Genomic DNA, 18,695 nt, shown 5'->3' with positions numbered 1-18,695 from the left:
ATCCAAGCATGAGCGTTCTCGTTAACAAAGACACCAAGGTGATCGTGCAGGGCTTTACCGGCCAGCAGGGCACCTTCCACGCGCAGCAGGCGCTGGATTACGGCACCAAGGTTGTCGGTGGCGTAACCCCGGGCAAGGGCGGCAGCCAGCATATCGGCCTGCCGGTCTTCAACTCGGTTGCTGACGCCGTGGACGAAACCGGCGCCGATGCGTCGGTGATCTTCGTGCCGCCGCCGTTCGCGGCCGACTCGATCCTCGAAGCGATCGACGCGGGTATCCGCGTGATCGTCGCGATCACCGAGGGCATCCCGGTGCTGGACATGCTGCGCGTCAAGAACGTGCTGGCGCAGCATCCGGAAACCGTGCTGATCGGGCCGAACTGCCCCGGCATCATCACCCCGGGCGAGTGCAAGATCGGCATCATGCCGGGTCACATCCACCTGCCGGGCAAGGTCGGTATCGTGTCGCGTTCGGGCACGCTGACCTATGAAGCCGTGTTCCAGACCACCAACGAAGGCCTGGGCCAGTCGACCTGTATCGGTATCGGCGGCGACCCGATCAACGGCCTGAGCTTCATCGACTGCCTGAAGATGTTCCAGGACGATCCGCAGACCGAAGGCATCATCATGGTCGGCGAAATCGGCGGCAGCGCCGAAGAAGACGCCGCCGAGTTCATCGGCGAGTACGTCAAGAAGCCGGTCGTGTCGTTCATCGCCGGTGCCTCGGCCCCGGCCGGCAAGCGCATGGGCCATGCCGGTGCGATCATCTCCGGTGGCAAGGGCACCGCTGCGGCGAAGTTTGCCGCGCTGGAAAAGGCCGGCGTCACCACGGTGAAGTCGCCTGCCGATCTGGGCAAGACGCTCGCCAAGCTGATGAAGTAAGCATCGTCTGTCGATGATGAAAAAGGCCGCGATATGTCGCGGCCTTTTTTTTGGCAATGCTTAATCCAGCGGGATGACGGCTTTGGCGTAGGCGGACATGGCTGTCGCGCGTTCGCGCCATAGCCTGGCCATATCCGCCGTTTCCGCGTTTCCACGCGGCAAGCCGTGCTCGTCGGTCAGGAGCGGGCTCGAGTAATAGGCCGTACTGTTCCCGCAGAGCGCGCTGCGCGATTTGCCATTGTCGTAACCGAACTGATAGCTTTTCTGCCCGGTATTGCAGTGACTGCCACCGACGTTGTGAGCGACCTCATGGCGGAAAGCGCCGGGCGCATTCACGTGCTGGATGCTGAAGCGTCCTGGCACAAAAGCCCACCCCGACGCGGTACTGCCGCCGGTTCCGCCGTTGAAAAAGCCGGCAACAAGGTCCGGGCTGTATTGCTTCATGCCATTGGCGAACAGCTTGGACAGTTGGTTCAGTGTCCCGTTGGTTCCTGTGTTGATTGGATAGTCATGCTCGATGATCTCGATACCCACGAGGCGTAGTCGCGCGTTGGTTACATTCGAGTTGCGCAATCTCAGATTTACCGATTCGACTTGTCCGAGCGCGTAAGCCATGGGGTCGCCGACGCGGTCCGCGGCGGATCTGGAGAAACCTGCCAGCAGATCGATGATCGCAACCCCGTTACTGTCCACGTCGCCCGTTGCCAGAGAGGTCTTTACCGATAGAGATTCCGGTTGCTCCAGCGTGTCCGTCTTCATGTAGTCATTCGCCGGCTCTTCAATGAACGTTTGTGAGCCGTCAGCGTCGCCAACGACAGTGCCCCGCCCATGCGATGTGTCGACCAGCGCCACGAAGCTGCCGTCCTCCTTCCTGACGACAATGAGTGAGCCGTCATCTTCGCCGGAGGCACTTAGAAGCTTTGCACTTTCTATCCGGTAATCTAGATATTGCTGCGTTGCTACCACACCTGCTGGAGCGTGATCGGACAGCATGGGTGAATTCATGAGCTTTCTGTCGACTCGCAGCGCATCGGCACGCAGGAAATGCCCCTTGAGGTCCTGGGCATGACTTTGCTGCGGAGATATCGAAGCGAGGCTGGCAAGTGAAAGGGTGGCGACCGAGCAGAGCATCTTGCGCATGTGGAGACTCCGTTTTTTTGGAGCTTGTATGCTGCTTCTTATGGTGCGATTGCGTTGTAAGGCAAATTAGATTGCCTGTGAGCGATTCAGTCAGCCGCGTTTGAAAGGGAACGACCGCCGCAAGAGAGCGCCACATCCGACAAAGCCTGGATCAATACCTTTCAGGCTTGCGTAGCGTGGTTGCGGCAGCTCGTTGCAATGCGTTACTGATCCAGCCTAATGTTTCCGCACGGATCGACCAATGCTGCCAATACAGCGGCACGTCCAGCCAGCGGCGTGGGGCAAGTACGCGCAGCGTTCCGGATGCGAGACGTTCGCGGGCCATGGATTCGGGCGCCATCGCCCAGCCGAGGCCCATCGCGGCGGCATCGACGAAAGCGGTGGACGACGGCAGATAGTGCATCGGCGGAGTTACTGACGCGTGCGTCACGCTACGGATGAAACGGCTTTGCAGTTCATCTTTGCGGTTGAATACCAGCATCGGCGCAGCATTCAGCGCGGCGGCATCGAGTTTCTTGCCGATATGGCGCTCGACGAATTGGGGTGATGCCACCGGCAAATATCGCATGATGCCAAGCGGCTGCACGCTGCAGCCCTGTATGGGATGGGCGTCGGCGGTGACTGCGCCTAGCACCGCGCCTTCACGCAGCAGGTTGGTGGAATGGTCCTGGTCTTCGACGTGTACGTCGAACAGCAAGCCGTGCTGCTTGTGCAGGTCGGCAAGTGCGTCGAGAAACCAGGTTGCCAGGGAGTCGGCATTCACGGCGATCGCGATGGTGGTCGTTGGGACTTCATGTTGCTGCATGCCGAAATCGTTCAGCGCTTCGGTCTCCAGCAGACGCATTTGCTGCAGGCTGCGTAGCAGTCGCTTGCCGGCATCGGTGGCGCGGCAAGGCGACTGGCGCAGCACCAGAATCTGACCCAGGCGATCTTCCAGCGCCTTGATGCGTTGGGATATGGCCGATGGGGTCAGCGACAGGCGCAGCGCGGCGCGCTCGAAACTGCCCTCGTCCAGCACGGCGGCAAGGGCGGTCAGCTGAGGGTGGATCAGGCTCATGGCGGTTGCCCGTAGATTAATAAAACTAATCTTATGTAAGAAAAATGAGTTTTACTAAATCGGGTGCTTCCCAGAAAGTGGCGTCTTGCCCGCTGGAACTCCCTATGTCCCTCAATGCCTATTTCGCCGGCCTCGGTGCCGGCGCCGGCCTGATCGTTGCGATCGGCGCACAGAATGCGTTCGTGTTGCGGCAGGGTCTGCAGCGTCAGTACGTGGCCGCCGTGGTCCTGATATGTGTCGTGGCCGATGCGACCCTGATCCTCGCGGGTGTCTCGGGCATGGGGCTGGCCATCAAGCAGCAGCCCGCCTTGCTGCAATGGCTGAGGTATGTGGGCGCGGCGTTTCTTGCCGTCTATGGCCTGATGGCCGCGCGCCGGGCATGGCAAGGGGAAAGCGGCTTGCGGCCAGCCGACGCGGGAGCGGCCAGTTTGGGTCGTGTGCTGTTGGCCTGTCTGGCGTTTACCCTGCTCAACCCGCACGTGTACCTCGATACGGTGGTGTTGCTGGGGAGTCTGTCGACGCATTACGTCGACGGCGGCAACTGGCGCTTCGCCTGGGGCGCCTGTACCGCGAGCCTGCTGTGGTTTTCGGCGCTTGGTTTCGGGGCACGCATGCTGTTGCCGATGTTTCGCGCACCCCATGCCTGGCGGGTGTTCGATATCCTGGTCGCGTTGCTCATGTTCGGATTGGCCGCGTTGTTACTGGTGCAGCCGCTGGCCTGATACAAGGCGGCGTGGCATCGGGTGCGGGCCTTGCAAAAAACCGATGCGCTACCATTGATGGCTCCAGTCCCGACACGCAAGAAACCATCCATGACTGCTCTACGCCTGGCGCTGGCCCAATTCGATTTTCCGGTCGGCGCGGTAGCCGCCAATGCCGCCAAGGTGCGTGAATTATTGGCCCAGGCGCGAGCAGGCAAGGCCTCGCTGGTGGCGTTTCCGGAGCTGACACTGAGCGGCTATCCGCCCGAGGATCTGCTGTTGCGGCCGAGCTTCCTGGCTGCTTGTGAGAACGAGCTGCAGGCGCTGGCGAAAGAAACCGATGGCGTTGCCGCGGTAGTGGGTCACCCACATAGCGAGGGCGAGGTCTATAACGCAGCCTCGTTGCTGCGTCACGGCCGGGTCGAGGCGACGACGCACAAGCAGGCGCTGCCCAACTACGGCGTATTCGACGACAAGCGCTATTTCCGTCCCGGCCACGAAAGCATGGTGGCGACGATCCACGGCGTGCACGTGGGCGTGCTGATCTGCGAAGACGTCTGGCAAGCCGAGCCGGCTGCCATGGCCGCCGCGGCCGGCGCCGAACTGATCGTAGTGATCAACGCGTCGCCCTGGGACAGCGCCAAGCAGCAGGCCCGCGAAGCGGTATTGACCGAGCGCGCGAGGGAAACCGGCTGCGCCTTCGTTTACCTCAACACGGTCGGTGGCCAGGACGAGGTGGTCTATGACGGCGGATCGTTGTTGGTCAATGCCGACGGCAGCATCGCCGCGCGCACGCCGACCTTTACCGATACCTTGCTGTGGGCCGAATTCGATCCGCAAACGCGCAGCCTGACCGCACACGACTGGTCGCCCGCGGATCAGCCGCCCGCCGAAAGCACGCTTTACCGGGCACTGGTGCGCGGTATTCGCGACTACATCGACAAGAACGGTTTCGGTGGCGTCCTGCTCGGTCTCTCCGGCGGCATCGACTCGGCGTTGACCCTGGCCCTGGCGGTCGATGCACTTGGCCCCGATCGCGTCACTGCGGTGATGATGCCTTCGCGCTACACCTCGCAGCTATCGCTCGACGGCGCGCGCATCCAGGCCGAGAAGCTCGGCGTGGCCTATCACGTGATCTCGATCGAAGAGACCTACGAGTCCTTCGTCAGCGCGCTGACCCCGGCTTTCGCAGGCAAGGGGCCGGATATCACTGAGGAAAACCTGCAGTCGCGGACCCGTGGCGTGATGCTGATGGCCTTGTCCAACAAGCATGGCCGCCTGCTGCTGGCCACGGGTAACAAGAGCGAGATGGCGGTCGGCTACGCGACCTTGTATGGCGATATGTGCGGAGCCTATGCGCCGCTCAAGGATGTCTACAAGACGGTGGTCTATCGGCTGTCGCAGTGGCGCAACAGCGTGGAAGGCGAGGGCGGCTGGGCCATTCCGCCGGCCGTGATCGAGCGTCCGCCGTCGGCGGAATTGCGCGACAACCAGACCGACCAGGATTCGCTGCCGCCCTATGACGTGCTCGACGCGATCCTTACCCATTTCATCGAAGACGAAGAGTCGCAGGCCGAGATCGCGGCGCGTGGCTACGATCCGGAAACGGTTCGCCGCGTCGTGCGCCTGGTGCTGATCAACGAATTCAAGCGCCGCCAATCCGCCCCTGGTCCGCGCGTTACGACGCGTGCCTTCGGTCGCGAACGTCGCTATCCGATCACATCGGGTTGGCGATGATGGGAGAGGGCAACGCGACCGCGCTGTTTTTCTCTCTCACGCCTCACTCCTGACAACTCGCTCCTAAAAAGCACTTGACGCCACACGCACATTCTTGAAATTATCCCCGACTCGTTTCGAGGAGTGCGCCAATGATTGCCATCGCCACGCACGCGTCCATCGTCATCGCCATCCGGCAGCTTGCCGTCTGCTAAGCCGTTTACCGGCTCAGCCTATCTCTGGTTGACGACTTCGTCCTGACGGACGCGTCTTTCTTGCGGTCTTCTTCCTGCGCTTAAGTGCGTGGGCGTGATTTGCGTCGTTCGGTTTCTTCGGAAATCGGAACGCGCCTGCAGAGTGCCTTACATCCATGACTACCCATAACCACATGGCATTGCGCCGTGTTGCTGCTTACCTGCGTGCCCGCATGGGTTCGCCCGATGACCGGCAACGTGTCGCATCATTTAGCTACCTGTTCGACGAGGCGAGCGCCGAGCCGGCGCGCAACTACGCCACGCCCGACGACAGCGCCGATCCTTGCGAGGCGGAGCTTGCCGCGTTGTGCGAAAGGTTCGACGCCCGGCAGCGTGTGCCGCGGCTGGAATATATCCACGATCTCGCACCGGCAGTCCTGCCCAGGCTGGTGGCTGCGGGCTTTACCTCATCGCCGCCGCTTGCCTTGATGACCTGTTCCCGTGGGAGCCTCACCATGGATGGTGATATCGAGGGACTGCAGTGGTCGCTTGCCGAAAACGATGCGGATCTCTACGCGGCGGCCGAAGTACAGAACCATGCCTACGGCGTGTCGGTCACCACGGCGGCCGATCTGCAGCGGTTGCGAGAGTTGCTGAAGAAGGGCGGTGCGGTAGCGCTCGTGCGTGCCCGCGATAGCGACACCGTATTGGGGGCGGGGCTGTTCACGCCGCCGCATGATGGCGTGACCGAGATCGCCGCCATCGGTGTCCATGCTTCGGCCAGGCGCCGAGGTATCGGTGCCGCCCTGGCAGCGTTGCTGGCCGACCACGCGCTCGTGCAAGGCATCGATCTGCCGTTCCTGATGTGCGAAGTGGCCAACGAGGACGGGGTCTATCGCCGGGCGGGATTCGAGCGTTTCGGTGAAGTCGTTTGTGCGTCGCGTTGATGGTGCTGGCCAGGCGTAGCCAGCAAGGTCACTCCACCAACAAAAAAGCCGGCAGTCTGACTGCCGGCTTTTTCTTTTGAAGCGTCACACCTGACGGGCTGTGTTGCGCTTAGTGATGTCCCGAGAACGGAATCATCTTGCGCAGGGTCGACGGCGGATGCGGCCACTTGGTATCGGTCAGATACGGGTGGTCGGGATAGTTGGCGGCCAGCACCTGGCGGGTCTGGTCGGCCAGGCCCTTCTGGTCGAGTGCGAGATAGCTGCGCGTGAGGATGGCCAGTGCATCGCCGGTCTGCGGCGACTGCTGGTAGTGCTCGATCACGTACTGGGCGCGGTTGGCCGAAGCGATATAGGCCTTGTTGCGCAGGTAGAACTCGGCCACGTTGATTTCGAACTGGGCCAGCACGTTACGCAGGTAGATCATGCGCTGGCGCGCATCGGTGGCGTAGGCACTGTCCGGGAAACGGCGGGTCAGTTCGGAGAAATCGTCGAACGCCTGCAGGTTGTAGCCCTGGTCACGGCGGGTCTGGTTCTCGTCACGCTTGAGCAGACGCTCGATCGCGCCCGAGGTGCGGTCGAAATTGATCAGGCCACGCAGGTAGTAGGCGTAATCGACGTGCTTCTGGGTCGGATACGTCTTGATGAAGCGGTTGATAGTGGAATACGCATCATCCGGCTGGTTGTCCTTGTACTGCGCGTACGCCAGGTCCAGCTGGGCCTGCTCGTTGTAGTCGCCCGACGGGAAGCGCGCGATCAGGCGCTGGTAGGCCTTGACGGCGGCCGAGTAGTCGGCGTTCTCGAGCGAGTTATGCGCAGTCGTGTAGAGCTTTTCCACCGGCATGGTATCGATGTTGTCGCGCTTGTGGCGGAACATCGAGCAGCCGCTCATCGATACAGCGATGATGAGCGCAATAAAGAGTTTTAGAGCCGGCTTGGTTAGGCGCATGAGGTAGAATTTCTAGGTGTTGAACGGTGGATGATAGCTTATAGAGCCGAGACTCGGGACCCGGGACCCGAGCCCCGAAAGATCGCCAAGCGCAGCAAATACTTACGCGCAGGCCTCACTCATCGATGTCCTCAAGATCAGTCCACGGATTTTTCGCGAGTCTTTAAGTCCCGAACCCGAGTTCCGCCCCATGACCGCAGTGCGTCACGAAGCCATTGTCCCCTTGTCGGCCGCAGGTCGAAGATTCGACCAGGCCTTGGCCGAGATGTTCCCCGACTATTCCCGTTCCCGCCTGACCGGCTGGATCAAGGACGGTGCGGTAACCCTGGACGGTGCCAAGGCGCCGCCCCGCCAGCTCCTTCGCGGAGGCGAGAAAGTGCTGCTGGAGGCGGTATTGGCCGTCGAGGTCAGCTCCCAGCCCGAGGCCATCGACCTGGATATCGTCCATGAGGACGATTACCTGCTGGTGCTGAACAAGCCGGTCGGCCTGGTCGTGCACCCGGGCGCGGGCAATCCTGCCGGTACCGTGCTCAATGCCTTGCTGCATCACGATCCCAAGCTGGCCGAACTGCCGCGCGGGGGCATCGTGCACCGCCTGGACAAGGACACCTCCGGTCTGATGGTGGTCGCGCGCACCCTGGCGGCGCACACCGGCCTGGTCGACATGCTTTCGCGCCACGAGGTGGAGCGTCAGTACGAAGCCATTGTCGTCGGCACCATGGTGGCAGGCGGTACGGTCGATGCCGCGATTGGCCGCCACATGGGCGACCGCCTGCGTCAGGCCGTGCGCGACGAGGAAGACGGCAAGCATGCCGTCACCCATTACCGGTTGCGGGAGCGTTTCCGTGCCCACAGCCTGATCCAGTGCAGCCTGGAAACCGGCCGTACCCATCAGATCCGCGTGCATATGGCGCATATCGGCCATCCGCTGATCGGCGACCCGCTCTACGGCGGTGGCCTCAAACTGCCTAAAGGGGCGACGCCCGAACTGGTCGCGGCCTTGCGTGGATTCCGTCGTCAGGCCTTGCATGCCGAACGACTGGCGTTCGAGCATCCGGTGACGCACGAGCCGCTGTCGTTCAGTGCCGAGCGGCCGGCGGACCAGCAGTCCTTGATCGACGCGATGCGCCACGATCTGGCCGAGCACGGGCATAACGACTACTGATCGGCGGCGCATCGATGTTTCGGGGCCGACTGGCCTCTTGTGCGATGCTCCGCACCTTCCCCCTCACGACAAGCGCCCGTTCCATGACCGACGACGCCTGGCTCTTTCCCGATTGGCCCGCACCGCGCGCGGTACATGCCGCCGTGACCACGCGGCAGGGGCCGGGCGTGTCCGCCGCGCCGTTCGATCGCTTCAATCTGGGGCTGCGCAGTGGCGACAGCAGCGATGCTGTGTTCGCCAATCGCAGCGCATTGCGCGAAGTCCTGGGGTTGCCCGCCGCGCCGCGCTGGCTGCATCAGGTGCACGGCACCGCGGTGGCCGAACTGGGGCCGTTACCGAGCGAGCAGGAGCCGCAGGCGGATGCGGCCGTGTCGCATTTGCCGGGGACGGTGCTGGCCATTCTTACCGCCGATTGCCTGCCGGTGCTGTTTTGCAGCGGCGACGGGCGACAGATCGGTGCAGCGCATGCGGGCTGGAAAGGTCTGGCTGCCGGCGTGCTGGAAGCCACCGTGGAGCAGATGCAGATCGCGCCGCAACGTCTGCTTGCCTGGATCGGGCCGTGTATCGGCAAGGCATCGTATGAAATCGATGCGCCGGTACGGGAGGCGTTTGTCACCGGGGATGCGGCTGCGGAAGGCTATTTTGAAGCGACCCGGCCGGGCCATTGGTTGTGCGATATGGCCGGGTTGGCGCGCCATCGACTGCATAAGATCGGCGTGGAGCAGATCTATGGTGGCGGTTTCGATTCGCGCACCGACGAGCGGTTCTATTCGTATCGGCGCGATGGGGCAAAGAGCGGGCGGTTTGCCAGTTTGATCTGGCTGGGTGGTTAAGCGCGAGCGTCTCGGAAAGCCTCTCCTAATTCGTCATCCCGGCGCAGGCCGGGACCCAGTGGCTTCGGTTTTAGGTTTTCGCGTAAGAGCAAATGCTTGGTGACTCTCGCGGCAGCCGACCGCAAAGTCACTGGATCCCGGCCTGCGCCGGGACGACGAATAGGGAGAATGAGGTAATTCCAGCGGCGCTAAGCCGCCAGCGCATCCAAAAACGACTTCCGCCACGCGGTGAGATCGTGCTTCTGCAGTATCTCCATCATCGCGTGCCAGCGATTGCGCCGTTCCTTCAGCGGCATTTTCAACGCACGCTCCAGCGCATCCGTCACTTCCTCGGTATCGGCGGGATTGACCAGCAACGCCTGTGTCAGCTCCTCGGCCGCACCGGCAAAGCGCGACAACACCAGTACGCCGGGATCCTTCGGGTTCTGACTGGCCACGTACTCCTTCGCGACCAGGTTCATCCCGTCACGCAGCGGTGTGATCAAGCCCACGCGCGCGGTGCGGTAGTAGCCGCTCAACACGCTGTGCGGATAAGAATTATTGACGTAGCGCACCGGCACCCAGTCGGGTGCGGCATACAGGCCGTTGATATGCCCCGCGCTACGTTCCAGCTCGCGGCGAATCTGCCGGTACTCCGGCACGGTGGAGCGCGAAGGCGGAGCGATCTGCAGAAAGGTGACCTTGCGATGCAATTCCGGCGCTCGCTCGAGCAGGCGCTCATAAGCCTGAAAGCGTTCGGGCAATCCCTTGGAATAGTCCAGGCGGTCCACACCAATAATCAATGCACGATCGTCCAGGCTGGCACGCAACTGCCCGATTTCCTCTTCCTCGGCCAATGCGCGCTTGGCCATCTCGGCGACCTGATGGGTATCGATGCCGATGGGAAAGACGCCGGCGCGAAAGATATGGCCGTTGCTGGCGCGCATGCGATGGCCCGGGCGCATCACGGCGTGCGCTTCATGCAGGAAATAGTCTTCCAGTGCGCGCAGATCGCGTGCGGTGTGCAAGCCGATCAGATCGTAGCTGGACAAGGTTTCCAGCAGCTCGCGGTGCTGCGGCAGCGCAATCAGCAATCCCGCCGCAGGCAGTGGTGTATGCAAAAAGAAACCGATGCGGTTGCGCACGCCGCGCTCGCGCAGCATCGAGGCCAGGGGGATCAGGTGGTAGTCGTTGATCCAGATCATGTCGTTCGGCTCGATCAAATCGGCCAGCCGATCGGCGAACACGGTGTTGACGCGCAGATAGCCCGCCAGATGGCCACGGTTGTAGTCGACCAGATCGGGTCGATAGTGCAACAGCGGCCATAGCGTGCGATTGGCATAACCGTCGTAGAAGTGATCGTGGTCTTCCTTGGAAAGATCGATGGTGGCGTACTCCACCTCGCCGTCCTTCAAGTGATGCAGCTGCCCGGCGGTGTGTTTGGCTATCTTGCCGCTCCAGCCGAACCAGAGCCCGCCGCGCTCGCGCAACGCGTCACGCATGGCCGACGCCAGACCGCCGGTGGCGGTCTGATTGGGCAAGGCGACACGGTTGGATACGACGATCAGGCGATTCATGTTTTTTCCTGTGGCGAGGGGAGGATTCGGGCGGTGTGGCTACATCGCATCTTCCCAGCGACGGGAGAGGCGCATGGCGGCCTGGATCAGGCCCACCAGCGAATAGGTCTGCGGAAAGTTGCCCCACTGTTCGCCGCTCTGCGGCGCGATGTCTTCGGATAACAAGCCGAGCGGATTCAGGTGCGAGAGCATGTTTTCGAACATGGCGCGTGCCTGGTCGCGGCGGCCGGTGGCGGCGAGCGCTTCGATGTACCAGAACGTGCAGATGTTGAAGCTGGTTTCCGGTGCGCCGAAATCATCGGGCGCGATATAGCGGAAAAGGTAGTTGCCGCGGCCAAGCTCCTTGCCGATCGCATCCACGGTTGCTACGAAACGCGGATCGTCGGCCTTGAGAAAGCCGATGTCGGCCAGGAGCAGCAAGCTCGCATCCAGGCGTTCGCCATCGTAGGCATCGGCGAAATAGCCCTTTTCTTCATTCCATGTGCGCTCGACGATGCGCGCATGCAGCGCTACGGCCTCTTCGTGCCAGTAGCGCGCACGTTCATCCATGCCAAGCTCCGTGGCGATATGCGCCAGGCGATCGCATGCCGCCCAGCACATGGCTGCCGAATAGGTGTGTACGGAGCTGCGCCCGCGAAATTCCCACAGGCCGGCATCAGGCTGCTCGGCCATCTTCAAGGCCATATCGCCCATGCGTTCGAGGCGCGCAAAGGTGCGTCGATCGCCCTTGCTCTCAAGGCGTTGATCGAAGAACAGTTGCGCCGACGCCAATACCACCGAGCCGTAGACGTCGTTCTGCCGTTGCCTCCACGCGTCGTTGCCTACGCGCACCGGTCCCATGCCGCGGTAGCCGGCTAGACTGTCCACTTGTGTTTCGGGAAGCTCGTGTTCGAACAGGATGCCGAATACCGGACCTATCTCTCGCTCGTCATCGGCGGCAATCAGATTGAACACGTAGCGGATGTATTCCTCCATCGTGCGGGTAGCACCCAGACGGTTGAGTGCCCGCACGGTAAAGGCCGCGTCGCGCAACCAGCAGTAGCGGTAGTCCCAATTGCGTGCCGAGTCGGGCGACTCGGGGATCGAGGTGGTCAGCGCGGCGACGATCGCGCCGGTTGCCTCGTACTGGCACAGTTTCAAGGTGATGGCTGCGCGAATGACGTACTCCTGCCATTCGTAAGGTACCGAGAGATAGCGGACCCAGTCGCGCCAGTAGGCAAGCGTATTGTTCAGCGTGTGATGAATGAACTCCGCCGGGCTCTGCGTCAGCGTTTCGTCGGGGCCGAACACGAAATGTGCGCCGCGGTCCAGGCCGAACGGCAGGCCGCGCTCGATCAGCGGCGAGGCTACGTCCGAGGTGAGCCGCATCACCGTATTGCTCAGCATGTAGCGAATGTGATTGCTGCCGGACGTCGTCTGCGGCGCGCTGGCACCGTAATCGCACAGTGGCCGCAGCAGCACGCGGATGCGTGGCGAGCCGGCAATCGGCTGCACCCGGCGCGCGATGAGCACGGGATGATAAAAGCGCCCATGAGCACGATGACGTGGAGCGAAGTCGGTGATCTCGATCGCGCCACCGTGCTTATCGTACAGACGCGTCTGCAGCACCGCCGTATTAGGAAGATACTCCTGCTCGGCGCGGTCGAAATCTTCCAGCGCAATCGTCCAGTCACCACCTTCGCGTCGGGGTGACAGCAATGCGCAAAAGCTCGCGTCATCGTCAAAGCGGGGCAGGCAGCACCACACGATGCTGCCGTGCGCGTCGATCAATGCAGCAACGCTGCCATTGCCGATCACGCCCAGCGATAGATTCGCCTGGACGGCGCGAGCCGCTTCAGGAGCGGCTGTGTCGACGAGTTCCTCCGGGGTATTGGTCATCTAGCGTCGCTCCTAAGGCGTACAAGACACGGGCGAGCCAGGCTTGCACCGCGGTGGGACCGGACAAGGTGTATTGCGCCAGGCTGGGTTCGCGCTGGCCGACCCGAATGCTGATGCCGTTTTCCAGATTGGCGGTGGCGAAGCCGTGCTCGTCGGTGAAATCGTCGCCGACGTAGACCGGCATGCGCCCCTGGAACGGCGGCCGTGCCAGCAGCTCGGCCACGGCCTGTCCCTTGTCCATGCCGGCTGGCTTGAGTTCGATCACGTGGTGGCCCAGTTGCAGCTCGTAGTCGGGTAAATCCTTGAGCAGCGTTTCACTCGCCTCGCGCAACGCGCGCATGCCTGGATCACCGCTGCGGTCATGGAGTGCGATCGCTATACCTTTGTCTTCCAGCATGACCTGAGGAAACCGCGAAGCCATGCCATGGACTGCGTGGCGAAGGCGTTGCTGTTCGGCATGATCGAGTTCTATCTCGCGTTGGGCCCCATCGGCATGGCGTAGCTGCAAGCCATGTACACCGGCCATGGCCCAGGGCGGCGCGCCGAACAGGCGTTGAAGATCTTCGATCCGCCGGCCGCTGACCAGGGCGAGCGCACCGCCCAACGCGGTATGCAACTGCGACAACAGCGCCATCAGCGTCTTGCTGACATGGACCCGTTCGGGCCGATCGGCAAAGTCGATAAGGCTGCCGTCGACATCGAGAAACAGCGCCCAGGCTTCGTGGGCTACCGGCAGGGGCGGCGCCGGTAACGGCGTGGATGCGGGCATGAGGGGATTCGCTTGCACTATCACCTCATCGAGCGTAACAAAGCCGATGTGAAGGCGATCTTTCACCTAAACGAAAGCTTGCCGAATCGTGTCGATTACGCTTGAACCGTTAAGCTTTTGTCCATACATCCGTCCACAGTGGCGGCTTGCCGCCAAAACCTATTCATTTCAGCGGGGACCACTCCATGCGGATGGACAAACTTACTTCGCGCTTTCAGCAAGCGCTGGCCGACGCGCAATCACTTGCGGTCGGTCGTGACAACAATATGCTCGAGCCGATGCACGTCATGGCGGCGTTGCTGGATCAGCAGGGCGGATCGACGGCGCCTTTGCTGACGCAGGCTCAGGTGAATGTGCCGGCGCTGCGACAACGCGTCGCCGAGCAGCTCGAACGGCTGCCCAAGGTCAGCGGGCAGGAGGGCAATATTCATGTGGGCAACGAACTGACGCGTCTGCTCAACCTGACCGACAAACTGGCGCAGCAGCGTGGCGATCAATTCATCGCCAGTGAGCTGTTTGTGCTCGCAGCGCTCGAAGACAAGGGCGAGCTCGGTGCTGCGTTGAAAGCCGCCGGCGCCACCAAGGCGAACCTCGAAGCGGCCATCGACAAGCTTCGTGGCGGCGAAAAAGTGCAAAGCGAGAATGCCGAAGAGCAACGCCAGGCACTGGAAAAATATTGCGTCGACCTCACCGCGCGGGCGGAGAACGGCAAGCTCGACCCGGTGATCGGTCGCGACGAGGAAATCCGTCGCACGATTCAGGTCCTGCAGCGCCGTACCAAAAACAATCCCGTCCTGATCGGCGAGCCGGGTGTCGGCAAGACCGCCATCGTCGAAGGGCTGGCGCAGCGCATCATCAAGGGCGAGGTGCCCGAAGGCCTGCGTGACCGCCGTGTGCTCGCGCTGGATATGGGCGCGTTGATCGCGGGCGCGAAATTTCGCGGTGAGTTCGAAGAGCGTCTCAAGGCCGTGCTGAACGACCTGGCCAAGCAGGAAGGTCGCGTCATCCTGTTTATCGACGAGCTGCACACCATGGTCGGTGCGGGCAAGGCCGACGGCGCGATGGATGCCGGCAATATGCTCAAGCCCGCGCTGGCGCGTGGCGAGCTGCATTGCATCGGCGCCACCACGCTGGACGAATATCGCAAGTACATCGAGAAAGACGCCGCCCTGGAACGCCGTTTCCAGAAGGTCTACGTCGGCGAGCCGAGCGTGGAAGACACCATCGCCATCCTGCGCGGCCTGAAGGAGCGCTATGCCGTGCACCACGGCGTGGAAATTACCGATCCGGCGATCGTCGCTGCGGCCACGCTTTCCAACCGCTACATCACCGACCGTCAGTTGCCCGACAAGGCGATCGATCTGATGGACGAGGCAGCATCGCGCATTCGCATGGAGATCGACTCCAAGCCGGAAGAACTCGATCGGCTCGAGCGTCGTCTGATCCAGTTGAAGATCCAGCGAGAAATGCTGAAAAAAGAAAGTGACGAGGCGTCGAAAAAGCGTCTCGCCGATTTGGAAAGCGATATCGAAAAACTCGAGCGCGAGTTCTCCGATCTCAACGAGATATGGAAGTCCGAAAAGGCCGCGCTGCAGGGAGCGACCAAGGTCAAGGAGCAGATCGAGAAAGCTCGCGTGGAACTTGAAGCCGCGCAGCGTCACCAGGACTACGCGAAGATGAGCGAGATCCAGTACGGCCGGTTGCCGGAACTGGAGAAGCAGCTTGCCGCCGCGCAGGCCGCGGAAAAGCAGGACTTCAAGCTGGTACAGGATCGCGTTACCGAAGAGGAAATCGCCGAGGTCGTATCGCGCTGGACCGGGATTCCGGTGAGCAAGATGCTCGAAGGCGAGCGCGACAAGCTGTTGCAGATGGAGTCGGCGTTGCATCAGCGCGTGGTCGGCCAGGATGAAGCGGTGCGTGCGGTGTCCGATGCAATTCGCCGTGCGCGTGCAGGCCTGTCCGATCCCAATCGCCCTTACGGCTCGTTCCTGTTTCTTGGTCCTACGGGCGTGGGCAAGACCGAACTATGCAAGGCGCTGGCGGAGTTCCTGTTCGATACGCAGGATGCGATGGTGCGCATCGACATGAGCGAGTTCATGGAAAAGCATTCCGTGAGTCGCCTGATCGGTGCCCCTCCGGGTTATGTCGGTTACGAAGAGGGCGGGTATCTGACCGAAGCCGTGCGCCGTCGTCCCTACAGCGTGATTCTGCTGGACGAAGTGGAGAAGGCGCATCCGGATGTGTTCAATATCCTGTTGCAGGTGCTCGACGATGGTCGTCTGACCGACGGACAGGGTCGCACCGTCGACTTCCGCAACACCGTTATCGTGATGACCTCCAACCTGGGCTCGCAGATGATCCAGGAGCAGGCCGGCGATAGCGAAGCCGACTATATGCAGATGAAGGCGTCGGTACTGGCGGTGGTGCAGGCGCACTTCCGTCCCGAGTTCATCAACCGCCTGGACGAGCTGGTGGTGTTCCGTCCGCTGGACAAGAAGCAGATCAAGTCCATTGCAAAAATCCAGCTAATCTACCTGGAGAAGCGCCTGGCGGAACGTCAGTTGAAACTGGAGATATACGACAAGGCGCTGGAACTGCTGGGCAATGTCGGCTTCGATCCGGTGTATGGCGCGCGGCCGTTGAAGCGGGCGATCCAGCAGCAACTGGAGAACCCGCTGGCGAAGCAGATTCTTGAAGGGCGCTTCGAGGCCGGAAATACGATTGTGGTGGATGCCGAGGGCGGGCATCTGGTGTTCCACAAGGAAGCCTGATGCCAATGGGCCCCGACGTAAGTCGGGGCCTTTTTCTATCGCGGCTCGCTAAAACTATCCGCCCCATTCTCCATATGCCCGGCCATCCGTCGCGCCCATCCGCTGGCCTCGGCCACCGATACGCTCAAGTCATACCAGTTGGCAAAATCGCTCAGGTCCCAGCTGTCCACATGACTGCCATGCGCGCCAACCGAATAGATACGCACATCTTGTGACACATAGCCGTTGCGCACGGTGAACGTGCATGCGCTGCTGCCCGCATTGGTGAGCGTCAGTTGCACGCGGTTGTTGTCCGGGTCGTAGGCCAACGTGATCTCCGGCATGACGGCCGCACTGGCGACGCTTCCTTGCCATACGCGCAGAAAGCCGTTCGGCCCATGCGCTTCAAGCTGATAGATGCTGTTGGTATACGTCTTTGCGCTCCAATAGTCGGAGAGCGATTTGCCTGCCTCCACCGTGTAACGCCAGGGACCGTCGTTCCGATTGGCGGCGTACACCTGAAACACCGCACCCGCCGCGCCGGTGTTGTTGAACGCGAGTACATAGCGTCCATTCGATGTGCTGACGCTGCCCTGGATATCCATTTCATACGGCAACGCGCGTGCCGGTCGTGTTGCCGTCGATTCGGCTGTGGGCATCGACGGCGTGGAAGGAACGCTGGGTGACGGTAACGTCGAGCACTCGCTATCGGCTTGCCCCGGATAGCCGCTGGTGACCGGCAGGCTGGGCCAGGACGTGTTGCCGGAACTGAAATCGAACGCCGAAGTCAGGTCGCCGCAGACCGCGCGACGCCAAGCGCTGATGTTCGGCTCGGCGACCCCGAAACGGGTTTCGAGAAAACGCAGGACCGACGTGTGATCGAACACTTCCGAGCACACCCAGCCACCGCGCGACCACGGCGAAATCGCCATCATCGGCACGCGAAATCCCAGGCCGATCGGCTTGCCGCCAGTGATTTCGCCCGTGGTGCTGACAGTGGAGAGGCCGTTCGCCGACGAGGCCGGCGGCGTTGGCGGCGGTACGTGATCGAAGAAGCCGCCGTTCTCGTCGTAGTTGAGGATGAATACGGTCTTGGCATACACCGCCGGGTTGGCGACCAGCGCGGCCAGCAACTGCGCCGAGAGGTTCTCGCCATAGGCCGGTTTGTAGTTGGCGTGCTCGGAGAGATAGTCCGGCGCCACGATCCACGACACCTGCGGCAGGGTGTTGTTGGCGACGTCGTTGGCGAATGCAGTCACCAGATCGGGCACTGTCGCCATGCCGCGGTCGTACAGCGGTTGGCCGGCTTTGGCTTTTTTGAAGGGCGCAAACCAGGCCAATGCGTTGTCGTCGAAATTGTTGCTTTGCTGATAGACCTTCCAGCTAATGCCGGCGTTCTGCAGGCGCTCGGCATACGTGGTCCAGCTGAACCCGGCGCTCGGCTCGGTGTTGTCCAGCGTGGCTGCCTGGCCGACCGACAGTCCGTTGCTGCCGGTAAAGAAATGCAGCCGGTTCGGGTTGGTCTGGGTGAGCGTCGAGCAGAAATACTGGTCGCAGATGGTGAAGCTGTCGGCCAGTGCGTAGTAGAACGGCAAGTCGGCACGCTGGAAGTAACCCATGCCCAGACCGGCAGCGCGCGCGGTATTCCAGGCATCGAACTTGCCGCCGTTCCAGATCGCGGTGTCGACCGGATAGCTCATCGCCGGGGCGCTGATGCAGATACCGCTGGTGGTGCTGGTGTCCATGTGGAAGGGCAGCATGTAGCCCGTGCTGCTGCCGTCGGGCTGATGCCAGACATTCTGCTGACCACCTGGCAACGGCGCCGGCACGCGGTCGGCAAAGCCGCGGACCCCGGCCAGGCTGCCGAAGTAATGGTCGAACGCACGGTTCTCCTGCATGAAGATCACCACGTGCTGCACGTCGGTGATATCGCCATTGACCGTGGCGGCAGGGGTGGCCAGGGCCTGGCGGATGACCGGGGGCAGGGCGGACATGGCGGCCAGGCCACCGGCCGAGGCCGCGGTCATCTTCAGGAAGCGGCGTCGCCCGGTGTTGTCGGGCCTGATGTCATCGGGCCTGATGTCACTGGGCTTGATATCGTCGATCTGGCTCATGGGGGGCTCCGTGAGTGGCGTCGGCTATGCGGTCGGCGCTTAGGACAA

General features: G+C 62.1%; 14 protein-coding genes. 7 read left to right on the top strand and 7 right to left on the bottom strand.

Features of this window, described 5'->3' with window-relative positions; translation table 11 throughout:
- Positions 1-8 precede the first annotated feature (8 nt).
- Positions 9-881: a succinate--CoA ligase subunit alpha gene (gene sucD / locus ACZ6WW_RS07410; protein WP_281850236.1), complete on the top strand. Its 873-nt coding sequence runs from the start codon at positions 9-11 to the stop codon at positions 879-881.
- 60 nt (positions 882-941) lie between these two features.
- On the opposite strand, the gene ACZ6WW_RS07405 is transcribed toward sucD, so the two are convergent.
- Positions 942-2,021, bottom strand: a complete 1,080-nt coding sequence (locus ACZ6WW_RS07405) for a hypothetical protein (RefSeq protein WP_465273641.1) — start codon at positions 2,019-2,021, stop codon at positions 942-944.
- 151 nt (positions 2,022-2,172) lie between these two features.
- Positions 2,173-3,078, bottom strand: coding sequence for a LysR family transcriptional regulator ArgP (locus tag ACZ6WW_RS07400; RefSeq protein ID WP_465273640.1), 906 nt, complete (start codon positions 3,076-3,078; stop codon positions 2,173-2,175).
- Between the two features lie 104 nt (positions 3,079-3,182).
- Between ACZ6WW_RS07400 and ACZ6WW_RS07395 the strand changes: the two genes are divergently transcribed.
- The 3 genes from ACZ6WW_RS07395 to ACZ6WW_RS07385 all read left to right on the top strand — a co-directional run bounded on the left by ACZ6WW_RS07395 (position 3,183) and on the right by ACZ6WW_RS07385 (position 6,636).
- Positions 3,183-3,800, top strand: coding sequence for a LysE/ArgO family amino acid transporter (locus ACZ6WW_RS07395; RefSeq protein ID WP_465273639.1), 618 nt, complete (start codon positions 3,183-3,185; stop codon positions 3,798-3,800).
- A 90-nt stretch (positions 3,801-3,890) separates the two neighbouring features.
- Positions 3,891-5,516: an NAD+ synthase gene (locus ACZ6WW_RS07390; protein WP_465273638.1), complete on the top strand. Its 1,626-nt coding sequence runs from the start codon at positions 3,891-3,893 to the stop codon at positions 5,514-5,516.
- A gap of 349 nt (positions 5,517-5,865) precedes the next feature.
- A complete protein-coding gene (locus ACZ6WW_RS07385) occupies positions 5,866-6,636 on the top strand; it encodes a GNAT family N-acetyltransferase (protein WP_465273637.1) in 771 nt (256 codons plus the stop codon).
- A 109-nt stretch (positions 6,637-6,745) separates the two neighbouring features.
- Here the strand turns inward: ACZ6WW_RS07385 and ACZ6WW_RS07380 are convergent, their stop codons facing one another.
- Positions 6,746-7,582, bottom strand: a complete 837-nt coding sequence (locus ACZ6WW_RS07380) for an outer membrane protein assembly factor BamD (protein ID WP_465273636.1) — start codon at positions 7,580-7,582, stop codon at positions 6,746-6,748.
- 190 nt (positions 7,583-7,772) lie between these two features.
- Between ACZ6WW_RS07380 and rluD the strand changes: the two genes are divergently transcribed.
- Positions 7,773-8,747: a 23S rRNA pseudouridine(1911/1915/1917) synthase RluD gene (gene rluD, locus ACZ6WW_RS07375; RefSeq protein ID WP_465273635.1), complete on the top strand. Its 975-nt coding sequence runs from the start codon at positions 7,773-7,775 to the stop codon at positions 8,745-8,747.
- A gap of 83 nt (positions 8,748-8,830) precedes the next feature.
- Entirely contained in the window at positions 8,831-9,580 is a 750-nt protein-coding gene (gene pgeF / locus ACZ6WW_RS07370) for a peptidoglycan editing factor PgeF (RefSeq protein WP_465273634.1), read from the top strand.
- A gap of 188 nt (positions 9,581-9,768) precedes the next feature.
- Here the strand turns inward: pgeF and otsA are convergent, their stop codons facing one another.
- The 3 genes from otsA to otsB are packed head-to-tail and all read right to left on the bottom strand — an operon-like array spanning position 9,769 to position 13,783.
- Positions 9,769-11,136 (bottom strand): alpha,alpha-trehalose-phosphate synthase (UDP-forming), encoded by a 1,368-nt coding sequence (gene otsA, locus ACZ6WW_RS07365; RefSeq protein WP_465273633.1) that lies wholly within the window; start codon positions 11,134-11,136, stop codon positions 9,769-9,771.
- Positions 11,137-11,175: 39 nt separating this feature from the next.
- Positions 11,176-13,014, bottom strand: coding sequence for a glycoside hydrolase family 15 protein (locus ACZ6WW_RS07360; protein WP_465273632.1), 1,839 nt, complete (start codon positions 13,012-13,014; stop codon positions 11,176-11,178).
- Positions 12,971-13,783, bottom strand: coding sequence for a trehalose-phosphatase (gene otsB / locus ACZ6WW_RS07355; protein WP_465273631.1), 813 nt, complete (start codon positions 13,781-13,783; stop codon positions 12,971-12,973). The genes ACZ6WW_RS07360 and otsB overlap by 44 nt, the downstream gene beginning before the upstream one ends.
- A 185-nt stretch (positions 13,784-13,968) precedes the next feature.
- Here otsB and clpB point away from each other — a divergent pair, with 185 nt between their 5' ends.
- Complete coding sequence (gene clpB, locus ACZ6WW_RS07350) at positions 13,969-16,554, top strand: ATP-dependent chaperone ClpB (protein WP_465273630.1); 2,586 nt, start codon at positions 13,969-13,971, stop codon at positions 16,552-16,554.
- Between the two features lie 35 nt (positions 16,555-16,589).
- On the opposite strand, the gene ACZ6WW_RS07345 is transcribed toward clpB, so the two are convergent.
- Positions 16,590-18,647: a phosphocholine-specific phospholipase C gene (locus ACZ6WW_RS07345; RefSeq protein ID WP_465273629.1), complete on the bottom strand. Its 2,058-nt coding sequence runs from the start codon at positions 18,645-18,647 to the stop codon at positions 16,590-16,592.
- Positions 18,648-18,695: the final 48 nt, after the last annotated feature.

This window comes from Dyella sp. NPDC103356, from assembly GCF_055584465.1.
This window is presented reverse-complemented; position numbering and strand designations above follow the sequence as displayed.